We start from the raw sequence: 17,422 nt of genomic DNA on the forward strand, positions 1-17,422 counted from the left end.
TAAGTCTCAAGGCTTGGGAGAGTAGGTCGCTGCAAGGTCTGCCAAAAACGTATGAGTCTCAAATACAATGTCGAAACAAGAAAACCCCCAGTCAGTAATGACTGGGGGTTTTTGCGTTTGGCGCGGAAGGAGAGGGGAAGGGTTTCAGGATCGGGTTCCGCCCTCTCGGGCATCGGGCATCGGGCGAAGGAGGAGGAGGACAGGGCTGGAAGAGGACCGCCGCGCGGAGGAAAGAAGAGAGGCACGTGCAGAAGCCTTACGGGCCAAGATCGCAAGGCGCGCCTCTCGGCCATTGGCACCGTCATCGGTGGAGAGAACACTCGCCGAGCGTGAGGTCTACAAAAGGGCCGATCAGGCATCGAGTAGACTGCAAACCATCCATCCGAAACTGCGGTTACACACTCATTACAGGGGGCGATCGTCGAGCAAGATCGATGCGTCGAGCCCAGCCAAGATATTGGCGTTGTCGAGCGCACCTTCAGTGACGTCGAAGTAGGCGGGCAACCAGGGCTGGCCCTCAATCATTCTCGGCTCGCCGTGGATGTGGACACGCCATCCCAGTTTCGCCCAAAGCGGCAACCACTTTTTGTCTTGCATGCCGCCGACCTGCCGGTGGCCGTGACGCAGGCAGTATTCCATCACTGCGGCGCAAGATGCCGCCAGCAGCCTCACGCTACCGCGACTGCGTCGCTCCGGGATGATGAAGCCTCGAGTCCATTCCAGAACCTCTGCCGACCTGATGATGGGCGCCAGGGTAAATGTGTCGGGGAAGACGGTGCTAGCCAAATGCGGCTTATCCGTCGGTATAAGGCGGGAGCCGGCGACAAATTCGCCGTGGTCCAAAACGAGGATGTAGACGGCATCCTCGGTATCAAATGCATCGAACTCGCGGCGAGATTGTGTAGCGGGAACCCAGCCAAGCTCTTCCGCGTAAACCCGGTGGCGCTGATAATGGAAATGATCGAGTTGCTGGCTGTGCCTGGCAGCATTTGTGTGATCGACGACCAGAGCTTGCAGGGACGGCTCGCGTGCCGAGCCTGCCAGAGGCTGAGTAATGGACATTGATACGGCTCCCAGATGATTGTCTGGGTAGCGTGTCACGCGGGCACCAGCGGCGGCAATGGCGGCATTTTATGGCCTCCCTAGAGTACTGTGACGGGGAGGGCGCGCGATCTCGCCTTGCGAAAATGACCAGAATGCGCGGACTCCGGGCATTCTGGCAACTGCTCGACCTCTCTTCTAGATCGTGCAAGGGCTCCGGTGAGTGAGGTCCTGGCGCTGGCGCAGCCCAACTATCGCCACGCGCCACCTTCGGCACGACTGGGCAAATCGGCCAACAAATGGCACTTGAGGTTCTTGCAACCGTGTTTTCAGGACGAGCCTGTGTCAGACATGCAAACTGTCAGGATCGCCGCCGCGCAGCCGCCGGAATATCGCGAGGACATAGCAGCGGCATTGCGCTGCATCCATGATATGTCGGCACAAGCGGAGGCCCAGGGTGCGGGGCTGCTGGTCTTTCCAGAGGGGTTTCTACAGGGCTACCTGCTCGATGAGGCGCTGGCGCGGCGCCACGCCCTGGATCTGGCATCGCCGGCTTTCGCCCACATTCTTGCGCAATTGTCCAGGAGCGGGCCGGTGATCGTTTTCGGGCTGATCGAGCTCGCCGAGCGGCTGTTGTTCAACACCGCCGTGGTTGTCGATCGCGGCCTGCTGGTTGGCCGTTACCGTAAGGTGCATCTGCTGGAGGGCGAGCGCGTCTTCACGGCCGGCACGGATAGCGCGGTGTTCGACATCGCCGGGCTGCGCTTCGGGATCAATATCTGCTCGGACACCAACTTTGCCGCGGCGGCGCAAGGGGTGGCAGAGCTTGGGGCGTCACTGATCGTCTGTCCGGCAAATAACATGATGAGCCGCGAGAGCGCGGAACGATTCAAGACCGTCCATAATGCAGTCCGTGGCGAGCGCTGCCGCGAGACGGGGCTTTGGCTCATTTCGTCCGATATCACCGGCGAGCGGGACGGTCGAATTTCCTGGGGACCGACGGCCGTACTCAATCCGGACGGCGACGTGGTGGCACAGTTGCCGCTCGAGCAGGCGGGGCTGCTGGTGTTCGACGTTCCGGTCACGGCTCAATCGGCAAGCAACGCCTTCGCATAATTGGTCAGCGACCGATTGTATCGCGGCAGGTGCGGCGACAATGCCGTGAGCGCGACACTCAAAGCTTCGCGGTCGCGGCCCATGTCGGAGAGACAGAGCGCGAGGAAGGCGGCGACGGCGTCGTCGAGGTCGTCGGAGGCTTTTGCCTGCTCCGCGCGCAGGATTGCGACGCCGGCTTCGGCTTGGCCGAGATTGCGCAGGGTACTGGCGAGCTGGATGCTGACGCGTCGGCGGAGGCTGTCGGGAAGGCCGATGGCAAGAGCCTGGCGATAGAGAGCCGCGGCTTCGGCCTCGTGGTCGGTGGAATCGTGGGCTGATGCCAGCTCGAAAAGGGCCAGCGGGTCGTCCTGCGGGCGTTCGGCGACTAGTTCGCGCATATGCTCAAGAAATGTCTTGGCATCGAGCGTGTCGAAAATCGCCCAGAGGGCGTCGACCCGGGATTGCCAATCGGCGGCGGAAGCGAGGGGCATCGGGATAGTCTCCGCGGATGTGGGTTGAGGGGGGCCGCCGGGCGGATTGGCTCGGGCGTAGTTTGAAGCTTGTCGTCGGGCAGGGGACGATCGTGGCCACGCGCCTACTACCGCACCGCATGGCGCTTGTCTTGCCGCTCATCACCGAACCTACCGCTTGGCTTTGATCGCCATGATCCGATCGGTGTCGCTGGCTTGCAGATAGCGGCCGCGTTCGAGAATTTCGAGCGTGTATTCGTCATAGGTCAGGCCAAGGGCCTCGGCGCGGCGGGCGCGCATGATGGCGATGTCGGCGGGGACGTCCTTGAAGGCGGCCCGCTTGGCGGCCTTCCATTCGAAATAATTGCCAATGCCGTTGCTGCCCCATTCGGGAGCGTGGGGGTCGTCGAGCGGCGGGCCACCATTGTGGCCGGGAGGCAGGGGGGAAGACATGGCAGTGATGCTGCCATAGTGGGGACGGGTTTTCCAGCCAAGATGATCTGGCGCCTTGTCAGGTGAATTGCCCATCATGCCACATTTTGCCCGCTCGCGGCGTTGACGGTGGCGTGGCGACCTGATCGACAGGGGGGCCGCGCCGTTCCTTTGCCAAATATCGAGCCATTCATGCGTTTGTTGATTGCCCTATTGCTGGTCGTGCTGTCGTTGCCGAGCGTGGCCATGGCGCAAGTGCCAGTCCCCGCCGAGACCGCCGCACCGGCGGATGCGAGCATCGACGAGTTGATCCGCATCATCGAGAATGACGATACGCGGGCAGTGCTGCTGGAGCGGCTGCGGCAGACCGCGACAGGCGAGACGACGAAGCCGGTCGAGACGGCGCCCGATTTGAGCATTGCGCGGCAATTGGCCGAATATACGCGCCGGTCGGCCGAGGGCGTTTCCAGCACTTTGCGGGCAGTGGGGCAGGTGTTTACCGATCTGGGCAAGGGCTTTGGCGGCGAGGGGGCCGATCTGTCGGCGCTGGGCGACGTGGCCATCGGCGTGCTGATCGTCGGGGCGGCGCTATTGGCCAGTTTCCTCGGATTGCGGGTCATCGTGATCTGGCTGCAGCGGCGTATTGCGGCGCGGGTCGCCGGCAGGCGCTGGTACATGCGGCTGGCCGGCGCGCTGGCCGCGGCGGCAATCGATGTGGGATCGGTGGTTTTGGCCTGGGCGCTGGGCAATGTGCTGGCGCTGAGCGTGACCGGCACGCCGGGCAGCATGGGGATCAACCAGTCGCTGCTGCTCAATGCGTTCCTCCTCGTGGAATTGAGCAAGGTCGTGCTGCGCGCGGTGTTGCAGCCGCGCTTCGAAACGCTGCGGCTGGTGCCGGTGAGCGATACCAATGCGGCCTATTGGCTATTCTGGTTGGCGCGGATCGTGTCGCTGCTCGGCTATACGTTCATGCTGGTGTCGCCGGTGATTGCCGCCAATCTGTCGGCGGGGATCGCGGCGGCGGTGCAAGTGCTGGTGATGGCGACGGCGGTGACCATCGGCATCGTCATCGTGCTGCAATGCAAAGACGGGGTGCGCGCGTGGCTCGGCCGCATGGCGGAAAAGCGCAGCACCGGAGCCGCGCAGGTGCTGCTGCTGATCGGCAGGATCTGGCACGTCGTGGCGATCACGTACCTGGTGGCGCTGTTGATCGTGTGGTTCGCCAATCCGGATCGGGCGCTGCCCTTCATGCTGGGCGCCACGGTGCAGACCGCGATCGCCATCCTCGTGGGCATGCTGGTGGTGATGTTCATCTCGCGCTTCGTCGATGCGGGGCTGCATTTGCCCAAGGATATCAGCCAGAAATTGCCGCTGCTGGAAAAGCGACTGCACGCTTTCGTGCCGCGCGTAATGGGCATTGTGCGCTGGGTCGTCATTGCCGGCGTGGTGCTGGCCGTGGCGCAGGCCTGGGCACTGTTCGACTTCGTGGGCTGGATCTCCAGCGATCGCGGGCAGCAGGTGGCCGTGTCGGTGATTTCCGCGGCGCTGATTATAGTGGTGTGCATCCTGCTCTATGTGGCGGTGGCGTCCTGGGTGGAATATCGGCTCAACAACACGACGGGGATCGCGGCGACCAATCGCGAGAAGACGCTGCTGAACCTGTTCAAGAACGCTTTCACCATCGCGCTGGTGGTGTTCGGGCTGATGCTGGCGCTGGCGCAGATCGGGGTCAATATCGCGCCCCTGCTGGCAGGCGCCGGGGTGTTGGGCCTCGCGATCGGGTTTGGCGCGCAAAAACTGGTGCAGGACATCATCACCGGCATTTTCATCCAGTTCGAGAATGTGATGAACGAGGGCGACGTGGTGGAGGCGGCGGGCAAATCGGGCGTGGTGGAAAAGCTCACCATCCGCTCGGTGACCATTCGCGACATGACCGGCACTGTGCATCTGATCCCGTTCTCGTCGGTCGACCAGGTCAGCAATATGGTGCGGGGGTTCTCGTTCTATATCGCCGAGGTCGAGGTGGCCTATGACAGCGATATAGAGGAGGTCAAACAGGCGATGCGCGATGCTTTCGCCATGGTGATGGACAGCGAGCACAAGGACGTGGTGCTGGACGATCTTGACCTGCAGGGGCTGATCGCGATTACCCCTGCCTCGATGTCGTTGCGCGCCCGCATCAAGACGCTGGCGGGCAAGCAATGGGGGGCCGGGCGTTATTTCAGCGAGAAACTGATGCGACTATTTGCGGAACGCGGCATCCAGGTGCCGACGCAGAGTGTGCGCTATGTTGAAGGGCGTGGCCCAATGCGTGGGCTGCCGCCGGCGGCAGACTTGCCCAATGCAGGCGATAAGCCAGCATAATCAGCCGTATAGCGGGACCAACACCAATGCTTAGGATGACAACTAAAGCGGTTGTGATCGTGCCTGGTGTTTGCCTTAAGGCGATCTTAATTTGATGGGTTAAAATAGGGATACGCGCGGTTGCACACAGCCGGCGCGGACGCTGGCGGGGATGGGCCGGCGGTCGTGACTGGTTCATGCGTAATCACGAGGCCCAACATGGTGCACAAGACCGGCAAGCGCTTTGGCCTTGCGAAAACTGTTTCGGCGATTGCCCTGGGGGCGTTGATGAGCTTTGGCGCTGTCAGCGCGCCCCTCGCCAGCAGCGCCGAATTCGTGCGCGCCTTGTGGCCGCAGGCCGAGCAGCACGGTGTGAGCCGGCAGGCGTTCGAGGCGGCCTTTGCGGGCTATAGCCTCAGCCCCAAAATTCTGGAGCTGACCAAGAAGCAACCCGAATTCTCCCAGACCGTGGCGCAGTATATCGCCAGGCGGGTCACCGATGCGCAGGCGCAAAAGGGCCGCGCCATGCGCAGCGAATGGAACCAGACGCTGACCGGAGCGGTGCAGCGCTGGGGCGTGCAGCCCGAAGTCGTGCTGGCAATCTGGGGCATGGAAACCAATTTTGGCGGCTTCATGGGCGGCGAAAATACCATCTATGCGCTGGCGAGCCTGACCGAGGGCGGCTATCGCCCGGACTATTTCCGCGGCGAACTGCTGACGGCCCTGCGCATCATTTCGGACGGCAACGTGGCGCCGCGCGATATGGTGGGTTCGTGGGCCGGGGCGATGGGGCATACCCAATTCATGCCGTCCAGCTACATGCGCTATGCGGTCGACTACAATGGCGACGGGCGTAAGGATATCTGGAATTCGGTGCAGGATGCCCTGGGATCGACCGCCAATTATCTCAAGGAGCATGGCTGGCGGCCGGGCGAGACCTGGGGCTACGAGGTGCATCTGCCGCGCGGCTTCGACTATGCGGCGGCGCGGCGCCTGGATCGTGCGCCGATCAGCCAGTGGCAGCAATTGGGCATCACCCGCAGCAATAACAAGAGCTTTCCGCGCGGCAGCGACGTCGCGCGGCTCTATATGCCGGCGGGCGCCAGCGGGCCGACTTTCCTCGTGTTGCACAATTTCGATGTCATCAAGCGCTACAATAATTCGGACAGCTATGCGCTGGCTGTTGGGCATCTGGCGGATCGGATCATCGGCGGCGGCGCGTTCGTATCGGGCTGGCCGGCCAATGACTACGCACTCAATGCCAGCCAGAGGCAGGAATTGCAGGCGCAGCTCAACCGGCGCGGCTTCAATGTGGGCACGCCCGACGGCGCCATCGGGCCCAAGACACGCGCGGCGGTGATTGCCTTTCAGCAGCAGGCGGGCCTACCGGCTGATGGCTTCGTGTCCGGAAGGCTGTTGGATCGGCTCAAAAATTAACCTTTCGTTTACCCTAGAGGGGCAAAATCGGGGGGCTTAAGTAGAGGGCAGGCAGCTTCGGATATTGAGGCGCCTGCCCTCGCCCAAATCCCCCGATACTCGATATTTGTGCTGGGCCGGCCTGCAAACGGCAGTCTCCTGCGCTTCCGGTGCTCACGTACCAACGTACGTTGCGCTCCGGTTCTCGAAGTCCGCCGTTTTCGACTCGGCCCAACACAAATCTCTTCGATCGGTCGTGCGTAACCCTAAGAGACGTGTCGTTCACAATGCTGGCACAGGGATGTGGCAGTCACACAATCTTCGGCTTTGTGCCGCAATCGATGATCCTCCCGCTCTCTGTTCGAATCGTATGTCCATGTTCCGATTTCCTTTGCTCAATTTCCTTCGCGGCGTCGTGGTGATGCTGGCGCTGTTGCTGGCCTCGGGGCCCGCGTTGGCGCTGTCCATCATGGACCCGTTCAATCTGCCGGGGGCGATGGATGGGGGAACGGCCAAGGTGGGTGACGGGATCGCCTATGCGGATGGGCCGCGGTTCAAGCTCGATGTCTATGCGCCCGAGGCGCGCGGGGCGCCGGCGCCGGTGGTGTTTTTTATCTATGGCGGCGGCTGGAGCCATGGAGATCGCGGGGACTACCAGTTTGTCGGGCGGGCGCTGGCGGCGCGGGGCTTCGTCGCGGTGATCGCCGATTATCGGCTGGTGCCCGAGGTGAAGTATCCCGATTTTCTCGATGACAATGCCAACGCACTCCGCTGGGTGCAGGACAATATCGCCAGCTATGGTGGCGACCCGGAGCGGCTGTTCCTCGCGGGGCATTCGGCCGGGGCCTATAATGCGGTGATGCTGGCGCTCGATCCGTCCTTCCTCAAGGACTATGGGGTCACCATGCCGATCCGCGCGGTTGCCGCCCTGTCGGGGCCGTTCGATTTCTATCCGTTCGAATATGACGAGGTGCGCAATGCCTTCGGTTCGGCGTCCAATCCCGAAGGTACGCAGCCGATCAATCTTGTGACCTCCGATGCGCCGCCCATGTTTCTGGCGACGGGCACCGGCGACCCGATCGTGCGGATGCAGAACACCGAGCATCTGGCGCGGGCCCTGCAGGCGCGGGGCACCTGGGTCACGACGAAGTTCTACGAGGGCTTTGGCCACATGGAAGTGGTGATGGCGATGGGATCGCTGTGGCGCTGGCGGATGCCGGTGCTGGACGATGTGACGCTGTTTTTCAACCAGTTCGGGGCTTTTCCCAGCGGCGTGCCCTATATCGCGGTGGCGCCGCAGCCACCCGACGAGGTCATTGAGCCGATGGACGATATCATCGCGCAGATGGATGCGCTGTTCCAGCCCGTCAGCAAGTGATGCGGGCGGCAGGAGAATCGGTCTAGCCTTGCGGCATGAGCGAGCATTTGCGATATGCCGGGGCGAGCCCGGAGCGGCAGCGCCAGGCGCTGGAGGACATTGTTCGGTCCCAGCCGGTGCTGATGGCGGTCCTGACCGGGCTGCGCGACATGGCGTTGCCCGATGCCTGGCTGGTGTCGGGCGCGGTCTATAACGTAGTGTGGAACCACCTCACCGGAAGGCCGGCGCTGACCGGTATCAAGGATGTGGACCTGATCTATTTTGATCCTGCGGACCTGTCCTACGAGGCGGAGGATCGCGTCATCAAGGCGGCGGAGGCCCGGTTTGCTGGCCTGCCGCTGCCCGTCGAGGTGCGCAACCAGGCGCGGGTGCATTTGTGGTTTCCGCAGAAATTCGGGATTGTGGTGACGCCGCTGACGCATTCGACAGAGGCGCTGAAGCGCTATGCTTCGCGCACCCATGCGGTGGCGGTGCGGCTCGAGGCCGATAACACGCTGACCATCGAAACGCCGTTCGGGCTGGAGGATCTGTTCGCGTTCCGCATCACGCCCAATGCCGTGCTGGACAACCGCGCCGCCCACGACGCCAAGGGCGCGCGGGCGAAGACCGTATGGCCGGAAATCACCGTGGTGCCATGGCCGGACGACGTTGGCTAAGCCGGATCGAACTGCACGGATTCAGCCGAGCGGGTGGACGGGCCGTGAAAAACGGCCTCGATATTGTTGCCATCGGGATCGAGGATGAAGGCGGCGTAGTAGCCGGGGTGGTAGAAGCGTTCGCCCGGCGCGCCATTGTCGGTGCCGCCGGCGGCGAGGGCCGCATGATAGAAGGCATCGACCGTGGCGCGATCCTTGGCCTGGAAGGCCAGGTGGACATGAGTGGGTGGGGTGTCCGCATCAGCGGTCGAGACGAACAGCTCGTCGAGGTAGAAAAATTCATCGTTGGACGCCTGGATGTCGAGGCCCAGCACGGCGATCGCGCCCTGATAAAAGCGCTTGCTGGCGGCCAGGTCCTTGGCGCGCAGGTGGACATGATCGATCAGGCGGCCTCGGTGGAACGTCATGCATGGTCTCCTTGGCGGTGGTTGACGCACCATACCGCGAGCCGTAAACTTGCACCATAAGCCGAAAAACATCAGCGGGTTTTTGGTGAGCCCCGCGCTTTCGCTCCGGCGACAAGCAAATATCCAGCGTCCTTGACGCGAGGATCCACGGCAAGGTCCCAACCTGGTTCATTCCGGGGTGGTCTTGCTTGTCGAGGTCCCGATGTCCTGGCTGCCTGCCATTGTTGGACGATTTGCGCGTGCGCCGCCTGTGGGGCTTGGCGCTGTTAGTGTCCTATTTTCCAATTGCAGGTTTCAAAATGCAACTCAATCACGCCAATCTGGCGGTCGACGACGTCGCCGCCACCGTGGATTTTTTCCAACGGTTCCTGGGCTTCACCGTGCTCGTCAACAAGAACGACGCCTTTGCGGTGCTCGATGACGGGCATGGCTTCGTGTTCAACCTGATGGTTGCCGGCAAGGGCGAAGCGGTGAGCTACTCGCGCAATTTCCATCTGGGGTTTTTCGTCGCCAGCGAAGAGGCGGTGCGCGCCAGGCATGCCGAATTTCTGGCGGGCGGCGCGGCGCCGGGCGAGGTGCAGAAGTTCAATCGCGGGCCCACGGGCAGCGTTGGCTTCTACTGCATGACGCCGGGCGGGTTCTTGATCGAAGTGGCGTCCAACCTCGCCTCTTCCTAGGGGGAGGTCTGTGCACAGCGACTGGTGAGGGCGCCTTTTCCACATGCCGACCTAACAAGGCCCCCTCACCCGACCCAAGAGGGTCGACCCCGGATCAAGTCCGGGGCAGGCTCTCTCCCCCAAAGGGAGAGGTGAAGGAAGCGCCTACTCGGCTTCGTCGGCCGAAGCGGAATTCAGCTGGCCATACTTTTCGACGCCGATCTTGGAGAGCAGGTCGAGCTGGGTTTCGAGGAAGTCGATATGGCCTTCCTCGTCGGTCAGCAGCGCCTCGAACAGGTTCTTGGAGACATAGTCGCCAAGGCTTTCGCACAGTTCGCGCGATGCCTTATAGGCAGCGCGGGCATCGTATTCGCCGGCCAAATCGGCCTCGAGCACTTCCTTGATGGTCTGACCGATTCGCAGGGGCGCGACGCGCTGCAGGTTGGGATGGCCTTCGAGGAAAATAATGCGCTCGATCAAGCGATCGGCATGATGCATTTCTTCAATGGATTCAGCGCGTTCCTTGGCGGCAAGCTTCTTATAGCCCCAATCGTCGAGCAGACGAAAATGCACCCAATACTGGTTGACTGCGCCGAGTTCGAGAAAGAGGGCCTCGTTAAGCCGCTCGATGACTTGTGCTTCGCCTTTCACGACGATCTCCACTCCGTTGCTGCTTCAGCTTTGCAAGGCGGGTTTCGAGCTCGACGAGCTCTCCCGGCGTGCGCGCCTGCTGGAGGTGGTAGTTTTCGGTGACGCGAACGATAATGTCCACCACATTTGGCACGCAGCCGCTGCATTTGGCGCGGCGCGCGAGCTCGCGATAGACCTTGGCCGGAACCACCAACTGCCAGGGGTCCTCCTCGAGCAAAGCCAGGACAATGTCCTCGATCTGCTTGGAGGTAATCATATTGCACTGGCAGACGAGCATGGCGCGGGGTGGTTCTATTGGACTAAAAGCACGGCCGCATAAAACTGCGCGGATACCTGAATGTCAATGTCAGATATTGTCGCGTCGCTCGCGATGCGCGACGCGGTTAAAACGCGGGAAATCAGGAACGCGGTCGTGCGTTGCGGGGGCGACGAAACCGTTTTAGGTCGGGTTCCGTATCTAAAGCGTCTCCCCCTCCGAGTGCTGCATGGCCCTATCCCTCCTGTCTGTCGTCAATGCGCTGCTGCCCAAGGATAGCGGCTCGATCAAACTGGCACGCGATGTCGCCTATGGGAGCAAGCCGCGGCAGCGGCTGGATATTTATGCGCCCAGGGGGAGCGGGCCGTGGCCGGTAGTGTTCTTCATCTATGGCGGCTCATGGATGGACGGGAGCCGGTACAATTACGATTTCGCCGGGCGGGCCCTGGCGGCGCAGGGATTTGTCACCGTGATCGCCGATTACCGGCTGATCCCCCAGGTGGAATATCCGGGGTTTCTGCAGGATTGCGCCGCGGCCTTCGCCTGGTGCGTCGAGCATATCGGCGCGTATGGCGGGGACGCCGAGCGGATGGCGCTGATGGGGCATTCGGCGGGGGCCTATAATGCGGTGATGCTGGCACTGGACCCGGCATACCTCAAGGCCCGCGGATTGCTCGGGCGGGTCAAGGCGGTGGTGGGGCTGTCGGGGCCTTACGATTTCCTGCCCTTCGATGGGCCGATTTCGCTGCGAACCTTTGGGGCGGTGCGGGGGCCGCAGGCGACCCAGCCGATCAACCATGTTACGGCGGAGGCGCCGCCGATGTTCCTTGCCAATGGCGAGCGCGATACGCTGGTGGGGCCAAAGAACGCCAGGGCGCTGGCGCGTCAATTGCGGGCGGTCGGCGTGGGGGTGAGCGAAAGCTATTACCCCAGTATGGGGCATGGCCATGTGGTGATGGCGCTGTCGCGGCCGCTGCGGAAGATGGCGCCGGTGCTGGCGGAAGCGACGGCGTTCCTTCGGGCGCGGTTGGGCCGATAACCCAGTTCTTCAATTGTCCGCCGGTGGGACTGGAACGTCTTGCCGCTGTTGGGCCGGGCCGGTTATGACTATGCCGCGAGGGGCCGGTGAGGGAGTTGCCGACAATGAGCAGTCAGATCAAAATAATGCTGGGCGGCGCGGTACTCGGATCCGCCCTCTTGGTGCTGTCGGCCTCGACGGCTTTTGCCGGGCCGCTGTTCGATGCCTGCGCGGCGGCGGCGGCGAGCCAGTTCGAGCCGGGCTTCGAGCATATCGGCCGGGACATGGTGTCGGTGGATGCAGTGGTCGCGGTCGCGGCCTGCGAAAAGGCGCTCAAGGCCGAGCCGAATTCGGTGCAGCTCAAGGCCTGGTTGGCGCGGGCCTATTATGTCGCCAGCGATTATGACAAGGCGGTGCCGTTGTTCGAGGCGGCGAGCGCGGCGGGCAATGTGGTGGCGCTGTCGATGTTCGGCGACATGCTGACGACCGGCGACGGCATCGGCAAGGACATGTCGCGCGGCGCCGCGCTGCTGACCAAGGGCGCCGAGGCGGGATATGCGCCGGCGCAGAACAGTCTGGGGCTGAGCTATGATTTCGGCGAGGGGCTGACGCAGGATTATGCGCAGGCGGCCAAATGGTATCGGGCGGCGGCCGAGCAGGGCCTGTCCAAGGCGCAATCCAATCTGGGGCTGATGTATCAGGACGGGCTGGGCGTGCCGCGCGATTACGTGGCGGCGGCGGCATGGTTCGAGCGCTCGGTGGCGCAGGGCGATGCCTCGGGCCAGGTCAATCTGGGCAAGCTGCTGTCGGACGGGTTGGGTCAGCCGGTGGACTACGTTCGCGCCGCCGAACTCTACGAGGCCGCGGCGGAGCAGGGCGACCAATATGGCCAGAACAATCTGGGTTTCCTGATCGAAAACGGGCTGGGGCAGACGGCCGATCCCAAAGCGGCGGCAGTGCTGTATCAAGAGGCGGCGGATCAGGGCATGGCGCTGGCCCAGCACAATCTGGCGCTGCTCTATGAGGACGGGCGGGGCGTGGAGCAGGATTATGCCAAGGCGCTGGCGCTCTACAAGCAGGCGGCTGAAGGCGGCGAAATGCTGGCGGCGGTCAATCTCGGCCTGCTCTACATGGATGGCCACGGCACGCCGGTGGACAATGCCGAAGCGCTAAAATGGACGCAGATCGCCGCCGATGCGGGCCAGGTCATCGGGCTCAACAATATGGGCCATATCTACGAGGAAGGTCTCGGCGTTCCGGCCAACAAGGAAACCGCGATCTCCTATTACCAGAAGTCGGCGGACCAGGGCTATCAACTGGCGATCGACAATCTGGCCCGACTGCGTGGCGCGCAGGGCGACGGGACCGGGAAGACAAAGCGGAAGTAGCGTTTTGGATTGTCGTGAGGTTGGTGGCTAAACGTCCCCCCACCCCTATCCCCTCCCCACGAGGGGGAGGGAGACCCTCCCGGTCAATCTTCATAACCTCATCAACTGAGCAAGCTGTTCCTGCCTCTCCCTCCCCTTATGGGGAAGGGTCAGGGGTGGGGTAGCAGCGCACGCGCCAGGCCAGCATGGCGGCAAGCCGCAGTTTCAGGACTTGGCATCCTTGTGGCGGCGGGCCGCGACGATGGCGGCAGAGGCGGAAGTGCGATGCGCAGAGGACAGGAATTCGCGCTGGGCGAGCACCAGGATGGTCAGCAGGCACGCCACGATGGTCGCCCATTCGGAGACGAACCAGGCCACGGTGGAGACCGAGAAATAGTAGGCCCGGATACCGCTGTTGAAATTGCGCGCGCCCAGGATGTTCATCTCGGTGATGGCGTCGAGCTCTTCCTCGGAGGTCGGGATGGAGGGGTTCAGGGTCCCGAGCATGATGCAGAAGTGATTGAACTGGCGCAGCGACAGCGTGAAGGCAAAGAAGGCCAGCACGAACATGGCCAGCATGACCACTAGATGCAGTTGCACTTCGGTGACGCTATAGCGGGCATCGAGCGACAGCGAGGACAACGATTCCATGAGCGCCGGAATTTGCCCGAACACCGCAAATACGGCCAGCACCATCAGCACCGCAGTCGAGGCCAAAAAGCTGACGGACTGCATGATATTGCCCGACAGGATGGCGTCGAACGGGCTCTCGCGCCGGGCCGCATTGGCGACCCAGCGGCGGCGTTGCAGGTTCATGATGGACGACAGCGAGGGTCGCAGCTTTTCCATCTGCGGCACGACGATATTGTAGGCGAAGTAGCAGATCAGCGGGAAGAGCGTCGTCAGCAGCGTCATGGGGCCCCGGCAGGACGGTTGGTGAACCGTCCTGTTATAGCGCGCGGTGTGTAAAGAGCAGCTTTAGTTCGGGCGCGGATAGCGGCGGTGGATCGCCGCGATCCCAGCCAGAACCTCGGGACTGAGGGTGATGTCGAGCGCGCCCAGATCGTTGCGCAATTGCGCCACGCTGGTGGCGCCGACGATCACCGAGGTCATGAAAGGGCGGGTCAGGCAGAAGGCGATGGCCATCTGCGCCGGATCGAGGCCGTGCTCCCTAGCCAGTGCCACATACTCCCGCACCGCAGGAGTGGAGAATTCGTTGAGCCGCCACAGGCCCTTCTGGTATTCGGCGCGACTGCCGGGCGGGATGGTGCCGTCCAGATATTTGCCGGTGAGAATGCCCGAGGCGAGCGGCGAATAGGCCAACAAGCCCACATCCTCGTGATGGCTGAGCTCGGCCAGGTCGAGATCGAACTGGCGGCGGATGAGGTTGTATTCGTTCTGCACCGATGCCAGACGCGGCAGGTTGTGCTGCTCGGCGAGCTTGAGCCACTGGGCGATGCCCCAGGTGGTTTCGTTGGAGACGGCGGCGTGGCCGATCTTGCCTTCCTTGATCAGATCTTCGAAGGCGTGCAGCAGTTCGAGAATGTTGGAAATGCTGTCGGCGGTGTCCTGGGTGTGGGGCGCATAGGTCCAGCCATTGTCGAAATTATAGCTGCCGCGCGAGGCCCAATGGATTTGATAGAGCTCGATGCGATCGGTCTTGAGCCGGCGCAGGCTGCCTTCGACCGCTTCGCGCAGGGATTTGCCATCGGCGCGGCCGCCATCCCGCAGGAAACTGGTGCCGCCACCGCCGATTTTGCTGGCCAGGATCCAGCTGTCGCGCTTGCCGGTTTTGGCGAACCAGTTGCCGATGATTTCCTCGGTGCGACCCGAGGTCTGCGGGCTGCCGGGGACCGCATAGAGTTCGGCGGTGTCCATGAAGTTGAGGCCGGCCTCGAGCGCCAGGTCGATCTGGGCGTGCCCCTCGGCTTCGGTGTTCTGGCTGCCCCATGTCATGGTGCCAAGGCAAAGTTCGGTGACCCGCAGATCGGTGCGGCCCAGGGGCTTGAGTTTCATGATGATGCTTTCGGCGGGAGGGACATGGTCTTTTAGAGCAGGCGCATGACAAACGGCAGGGGGCGCCGGATAAAATTGTGCGCGATATCAGGGGCATGGCTGGCATAAATGGCCCGCATTGCGGGCTTGGTCAAAAAACTGTCACGCAGCCCCCATTTTAGCCTTGAGGTATCGGCGCGCAGCCCCTATATACCCCTCAACGCAGCGGCAATGCCGCGACGGCGCTTCGCTCCAGGGTAATGTTTCCAAAGACTTATCGCGGGATGGAGCAGCCCGGTAGCTCGTCAGGCTCATAACCTGAAGGTCGCAGGTTCAAATCCTGCTCCCGCAACCAATGTTCCCCAGATCGGGGCGCCAGCGTAGTGAAAACCCGTGCATCGCAAGATGCGCGGGTTTTTCTTTGGCCGTGCAGTCGCCGCATTGACAGCCCCGGGGCGATGGGAAACAAGCCGATATCCCATATCGTATCGGATTTGTCATGGTTCTGGTTTCCGTCGAAGACTGCACGCAGGCCGCGCTGAGCGTCTTGGCCGCCGCGGGCGTGCCGCCGGAGCATGCGCAGATGCAGGTCGACCTGCTGATCGACGCGGAACTGCGTGGCGTGCCGTCGCATGGCATGCTGCGGTTTCAGCGGATTTTCGATCGTATCGCCAATGGGTTCGCCGACGCACAGACGCGCGGTATCCATCAATGGCGCGGCGAGGCTTTTTTGAGCGTCGATGGGCAGAATGGCCTGGGCCCGGTGGTGGCGCAGTATGCCGTCGATGCAATTACCGCGCGAGCAAAACTGACCGGGATCGCAGTGGCGGCGATTTCGGCTAGCAACCATATCGGCATGCTGGCCTGGTATGCCGAGACGATTGCCGCGGCGGGGCAGGTGGCGATCATCCTGACCACCAGTGAAGCGCTGGTGCATCCGTTTGGTGGGCGCACGGCCCTGCTGGGCACCAATCCCATCGCCATCGGGGTGCCCACGGATACGGGGCCGTTCGTCATCGACCTGGCGACCAGCGTGGTGTCGATGGGAGAAATTCACGATCACGCCCATCGCGGCGCCGCGTTGCAGCCGGGCTGGGCGGTGGACGCGCAAGGCAATCCGACGACCGACGCCGTCGCCGCCAAGAGCGGCGCGATTGCGCCGTTCGGCGGCGCCAAGGGCTATGCGCTGGGGCTGGCGTTCGAACTGCTTGTGACGGCGCTGACCGGGGCGGCGCTGGGACGCGATGTCACCGGCACGCTCAATGCCAGCAAGCTGTGCAACAAGGGCGATGTGTTTATCGTCATCGATCCACTGTCCGGGCAGGGGGCGGCGCTCTCGGCCTATCTCGACGTGCTGCGCAACACGCCGCCCGCGGACGGGTTCGACACGGTGCTGATCCCCGGCGAGCGGGGGCGGGCCCTCAAGGCGGAACGGCGGCAGTCCGGGCTGATGCTGGCCGATGAAGTGTGGGACACGCTGGTCCGGTTGCGCGACCAGGCGGGGGCCCGATAATGGCGGTTCCAAGCGCAGTAGCGGGATTGTTGCGGCGGCCGGCGCGGCTGGGCGACGAGGTCTATAGCGCGATCTTTTCGCGCATCATGGCGCTGGAAATCGCACCGGGTGCCCGCATTTCGGTCGATGCGCTGGCGCGCGAACTGGGCGTGTCGCAAACCCCGATCCGTGAGGCGCTGACGCGGCTGGAGAGCGAAGGCCTCGTGGTCAAGACGCATCTGGTGGGCTATAGCGCGGCGCCCCAATTGAGCGCGGCCCAGTTCAACGATCTTTATGAATTGCGCATGCAGTTGGAGCCGTTCGCGGCGGCCAAGGCGGCTCAACTGATGCCGGAAGCGGTGATCGGCCAGCTGGCAGGCCTGTGCGCGGACATGAGCGCACTGGCCCACAACGAGGGTCTGGGTGCCTACGCGCAATTCGCCCAGCTCGACATGGCGTTTCACGACCAGATCGCCGCCAGCGCGGGCAATCGGCTGATATTGGAGGCGCTGGCGCGACTGCATACCCACGTGCATCTGTTCCGGCTGGTGTTCAATGCGCGCGTAACCGCGGACGCGCTCGAGGAGCATAACACCATCGTCGCGGCGATCCGGCGGCGCGATAGCCTGGGCGCCCAGACGGCGATGACGGCCCATATCGAGGCTTCGCGGATGCGCTTTGCGGCGCGATATCGACAATAGGGCAAGCGTGCACCCGATCCGTCAGGGTGGACTTTAGGGCTGCATGGC

The 17,422-nt window shown here is 63.0% G+C and carries 18 protein-coding genes and 1 tRNA gene; 11 read left to right on the top strand and 8 right to left on the bottom strand.

The window, feature by feature from the left end; genetic code table 11:
* Window positions 1–405: 405 nt before the first annotated feature.
* Window positions 406–1,062 carry an acyl-homoserine-lactone synthase gene (locus ABIB57_RS19130; RefSeq protein WP_354042826.1) on the bottom strand — a complete coding sequence of 219 codons (657 nt, stop codon included), beginning with the start codon at window positions 1,060–1,062 and terminating at the stop codon, window positions 406–408.
* A gap of 330 nt (window positions 1,063–1,392) precedes the next feature.
* Between ABIB57_RS19130 and ABIB57_RS19135 the strand changes: the two genes are divergently transcribed.
* Window positions 1,393–2,157, top strand: coding sequence for a carbon-nitrogen hydrolase family protein (locus ABIB57_RS19135; RefSeq protein WP_354043149.1), 765 nt, complete (start codon window positions 1,393–1,395; stop codon window positions 2,155–2,157).
* Here ABIB57_RS19135 and ABIB57_RS19140 read toward each other — a convergent pair.
* Both ABIB57_RS19140 and ABIB57_RS19145 read right to left on the bottom strand, forming a co-directional pair.
* The gene (locus ABIB57_RS19140) at window positions 2,130–2,627 is read right to left on the bottom strand and encodes a tetratricopeptide repeat protein (protein WP_354042827.1); all 498 of its coding nucleotides are present in this window, start codon (window positions 2,625–2,627) and stop codon (window positions 2,130–2,132) included. The two genes, ABIB57_RS19135 and ABIB57_RS19140, sit on opposite strands and share 28 nt — an antisense overlap.
* Window positions 2,628–2,777: 150 nt before the next feature.
* Window positions 2,778–3,137 carry a hypothetical protein gene (locus tag ABIB57_RS19145; RefSeq protein ID WP_354042829.1) on the bottom strand — a complete coding sequence of 120 codons (360 nt, stop codon included), beginning with the start codon at window positions 3,135–3,137 and terminating at the stop codon, window positions 2,778–2,780.
* Window positions 3,138–3,230: 93 nt separating this feature from the next.
* Between ABIB57_RS19145 and ABIB57_RS19150 the strand changes: the two genes are divergently transcribed.
* From ABIB57_RS19150 to ABIB57_RS19165, 4 genes are all read left to right on the top strand, one after another.
* Window positions 3,231–5,402, top strand: a complete 2,172-nt coding sequence (locus ABIB57_RS19150; protein ID WP_354042830.1) for a mechanosensitive ion channel domain-containing protein — start codon at window positions 3,231–3,233, stop codon at window positions 5,400–5,402.
* A gap of 198 nt (window positions 5,403–5,600) precedes the next feature.
* Window positions 5,601–6,818, top strand: a complete 1,218-nt coding sequence (locus tag ABIB57_RS19155) for a lytic murein transglycosylase (protein ID WP_354042831.1) — start codon at window positions 5,601–5,603, stop codon at window positions 6,816–6,818.
* Window positions 6,819–7,173: 355 nt separating this feature from the next.
* Window positions 7,174–8,175, top strand: coding sequence for an alpha/beta hydrolase (locus ABIB57_RS19160; RefSeq protein WP_354042833.1), 1,002 nt, complete (start codon window positions 7,174–7,176; stop codon window positions 8,173–8,175).
* A gap of 35 nt (window positions 8,176–8,210) precedes the next feature.
* Window positions 8,211–8,831: a nucleotidyltransferase family protein gene (locus ABIB57_RS19165; protein WP_354042834.1), complete on the top strand. Its 621-nt coding sequence runs from the start codon at window positions 8,211–8,213 to the stop codon at window positions 8,829–8,831.
* Here ABIB57_RS19165 and ABIB57_RS19170 read toward each other — a convergent pair.
* The gene (locus ABIB57_RS19170) at window positions 8,828–9,238 is read right to left on the bottom strand and encodes a VOC family protein (protein WP_354042835.1); all 411 of its coding nucleotides are present in this window, start codon (window positions 9,236–9,238) and stop codon (window positions 8,828–8,830) included. The genes ABIB57_RS19165 and ABIB57_RS19170 overlap by 4 nt on opposite strands.
* Window positions 9,239–9,537: 299 nt before the next feature.
* Between ABIB57_RS19170 and ABIB57_RS19175 the strand changes: the two genes are divergently transcribed.
* Window positions 9,538–9,915, top strand: coding sequence for a VOC family protein (locus ABIB57_RS19175; RefSeq protein WP_354042836.1), 378 nt, complete (start codon window positions 9,538–9,540; stop codon window positions 9,913–9,915).
* Window positions 9,916–10,059: 144 nt separating this feature from the next.
* Here the strand turns inward: ABIB57_RS19175 and bfr are convergent, their stop codons facing one another.
* Together bfr and ABIB57_RS19185 are read right to left on the bottom strand one after the other, a co-directional pair.
* Window positions 10,060–10,545 (bottom strand): bacterioferritin, encoded by a 486-nt coding sequence (bfr, locus tag ABIB57_RS19180; protein WP_299727436.1) that lies wholly within the window; start codon window positions 10,543–10,545, stop codon window positions 10,060–10,062.
* Window positions 10,511–10,822 carry a (2Fe-2S)-binding protein gene (locus ABIB57_RS19185; protein WP_299746625.1) on the bottom strand — a complete coding sequence of 104 codons (312 nt, stop codon included), beginning with the start codon at window positions 10,820–10,822 and terminating at the stop codon, window positions 10,511–10,513. Before ABIB57_RS19185 ends, bfr begins: the two co-directional genes overlap by 35 nt.
* Window positions 10,823–11,030: 208 nt before the next feature.
* Here ABIB57_RS19185 and ABIB57_RS19190 point away from each other — a divergent pair, with 208 nt between their 5' ends.
* On the top strand, window positions 11,031–11,840 hold the full coding sequence (locus ABIB57_RS19190) for an alpha/beta hydrolase (protein ID WP_354042837.1): 810 nt from the start codon (window positions 11,031–11,033) through the stop codon (window positions 11,838–11,840).
* A gap of 104 nt (window positions 11,841–11,944) precedes the next feature.
* On the top strand, window positions 11,945–13,207 hold the full coding sequence (locus tag ABIB57_RS19195; protein ID WP_354042839.1) for an SEL1-like repeat protein: 1,263 nt from the start codon (window positions 11,945–11,947) through the stop codon (window positions 13,205–13,207).
* A gap of 204 nt (window positions 13,208–13,411) precedes the next feature.
* On the opposite strand, the gene ABIB57_RS19200 is transcribed toward ABIB57_RS19195, so the two are convergent.
* The gene (locus ABIB57_RS19200) at window positions 13,412–14,101 is read right to left on the bottom strand and encodes a DUF599 domain-containing protein (protein WP_354042840.1); all 690 of its coding nucleotides are present in this window, start codon (window positions 14,099–14,101) and stop codon (window positions 13,412–13,414) included.
* 63 nt (window positions 14,102–14,164) lie between these two features.
* Window positions 14,165–15,202: an aldo/keto reductase gene (locus tag ABIB57_RS19205; protein WP_354042841.1), complete on the bottom strand. Its 1,038-nt coding sequence runs from the start codon at window positions 15,200–15,202 to the stop codon at window positions 14,165–14,167.
* A 257-nt stretch (window positions 15,203–15,459) separates the two neighbouring features.
* Between ABIB57_RS19205 and ABIB57_RS19210 the strand changes: the two genes are divergently transcribed.
* The 3 genes from ABIB57_RS19210 to ABIB57_RS19220 all read left to right on the top strand — a co-directional run bounded on the left by ABIB57_RS19210 (window position 15,460) and on the right by ABIB57_RS19220 (window position 17,374).
* A tRNA-Met gene (locus ABIB57_RS19210) sits at window positions 15,460–15,536 on the top strand.
* A gap of 144 nt (window positions 15,537–15,680) precedes the next feature.
* Entirely contained in the window at window positions 15,681–16,694 is a 1,014-nt protein-coding gene (locus ABIB57_RS19215; RefSeq protein WP_354042842.1) for an Ldh family oxidoreductase, read from the top strand.
* Complete coding sequence (locus ABIB57_RS19220) at window positions 16,694–17,374, top strand: GntR family transcriptional regulator (protein ID WP_354042844.1); 681 nt, start codon at window positions 16,694–16,696, stop codon at window positions 17,372–17,374. The genes ABIB57_RS19215 and ABIB57_RS19220 overlap by 1 nt, the downstream gene beginning before the upstream one ends.
* The last annotated feature ends 48 nt before the right edge of the window (window positions 17,375–17,422 follow it).

Source organism: Devosia sp. UYZn731 (assembly GCF_040546795.1).
GTDB lineage: Bacteria > Pseudomonadota > Alphaproteobacteria > Rhizobiales > Devosiaceae > Devosia.

What these genes read in the sequence shown, in the direction of transcription:
- ABIB57_RS19145 (WP_354042829.1), bottom strand. Translation starts at nt 3,137, where the DNA reads ATGATGGGCAATTCACCTGACAAGGCGCCAGATCATCTTGGCTGGAAA.
- ABIB57_RS19195 (WP_354042839.1), top strand. Translation starts at nt 11,945, where the DNA reads ATGAGCAGTCAGATCAAAATAATGCTGGGCGGCGCGGTACTCGGATCC.
- ABIB57_RS19220 (WP_354042844.1), top strand. Translation starts at nt 16,694, where the DNA reads ATGGCGGTTCCAAGCGCAGTAGCGGGATTGTTGCGGCGGCCGGCGCGG.
- ABIB57_RS19185 (WP_299746625.1), bottom strand. Translation starts at nt 10,822, where the DNA reads ATGCTCGTCTGCCAGTGCAATATGATTACCTCCAAGCAGATCGAGGAC.
- ABIB57_RS19200 (WP_354042840.1), bottom strand. Translation starts at nt 14,101, where the DNA reads ATGACGCTGCTGACGACGCTCTTCCCGCTGATCTGCTACTTCGCCTAC.
- ABIB57_RS19135 (WP_354043149.1), top strand. Translation starts at nt 1,393, where the DNA reads ATGCAAACTGTCAGGATCGCCGCCGCGCAGCCGCCGGAATATCGCGAG.
- ABIB57_RS19170 (WP_354042835.1), bottom strand. Translation starts at nt 9,238, where the DNA reads ATGACGTTCCACCGAGGCCGCCTGATCGATCATGTCCACCTGCGCGCC.
- ABIB57_RS19165 (WP_354042834.1), top strand. Translation starts at nt 8,211, where the DNA reads ATGAGCGAGCATTTGCGATATGCCGGGGCGAGCCCGGAGCGGCAGCGC.
- ABIB57_RS19140 (WP_354042827.1), bottom strand. Translation starts at nt 2,627, where the DNA reads ATGCCCCTCGCTTCCGCCGCCGATTGGCAATCCCGGGTCGACGCCCTC.
- ABIB57_RS19155 (WP_354042831.1), top strand. Translation starts at nt 5,601, where the DNA reads ATGGTGCACAAGACCGGCAAGCGCTTTGGCCTTGCGAAAACTGTTTCG.
- ABIB57_RS19205 (WP_354042841.1), bottom strand. Translation starts at nt 15,202, where the DNA reads ATGAAACTCAAGCCCCTGGGCCGCACCGATCTGCGGGTCACCGAACTT.
- ABIB57_RS19130 (WP_354042826.1), bottom strand. Translation starts at nt 1,062, where the DNA reads ATGTCCATTACTCAGCCTCTGGCAGGCTCGGCACGCGAGCCGTCCCTG.
- ABIB57_RS19215 (WP_354042842.1), top strand. Translation starts at nt 15,681, where the DNA reads ATGGTTCTGGTTTCCGTCGAAGACTGCACGCAGGCCGCGCTGAGCGTC.
- ABIB57_RS19150 (WP_354042830.1), top strand. Translation starts at nt 3,231, where the DNA reads ATGCGTTTGTTGATTGCCCTATTGCTGGTCGTGCTGTCGTTGCCGAGC.
- ABIB57_RS19160 (WP_354042833.1), top strand. Translation starts at nt 7,174, where the DNA reads ATGTTCCGATTTCCTTTGCTCAATTTCCTTCGCGGCGTCGTGGTGATG.
- ABIB57_RS19175 (WP_354042836.1), top strand. Translation starts at nt 9,538, where the DNA reads ATGCAACTCAATCACGCCAATCTGGCGGTCGACGACGTCGCCGCCACC.
- ABIB57_RS19190 (WP_354042837.1), top strand. Translation starts at nt 11,031, where the DNA reads ATGGCCCTATCCCTCCTGTCTGTCGTCAATGCGCTGCTGCCCAAGGAT.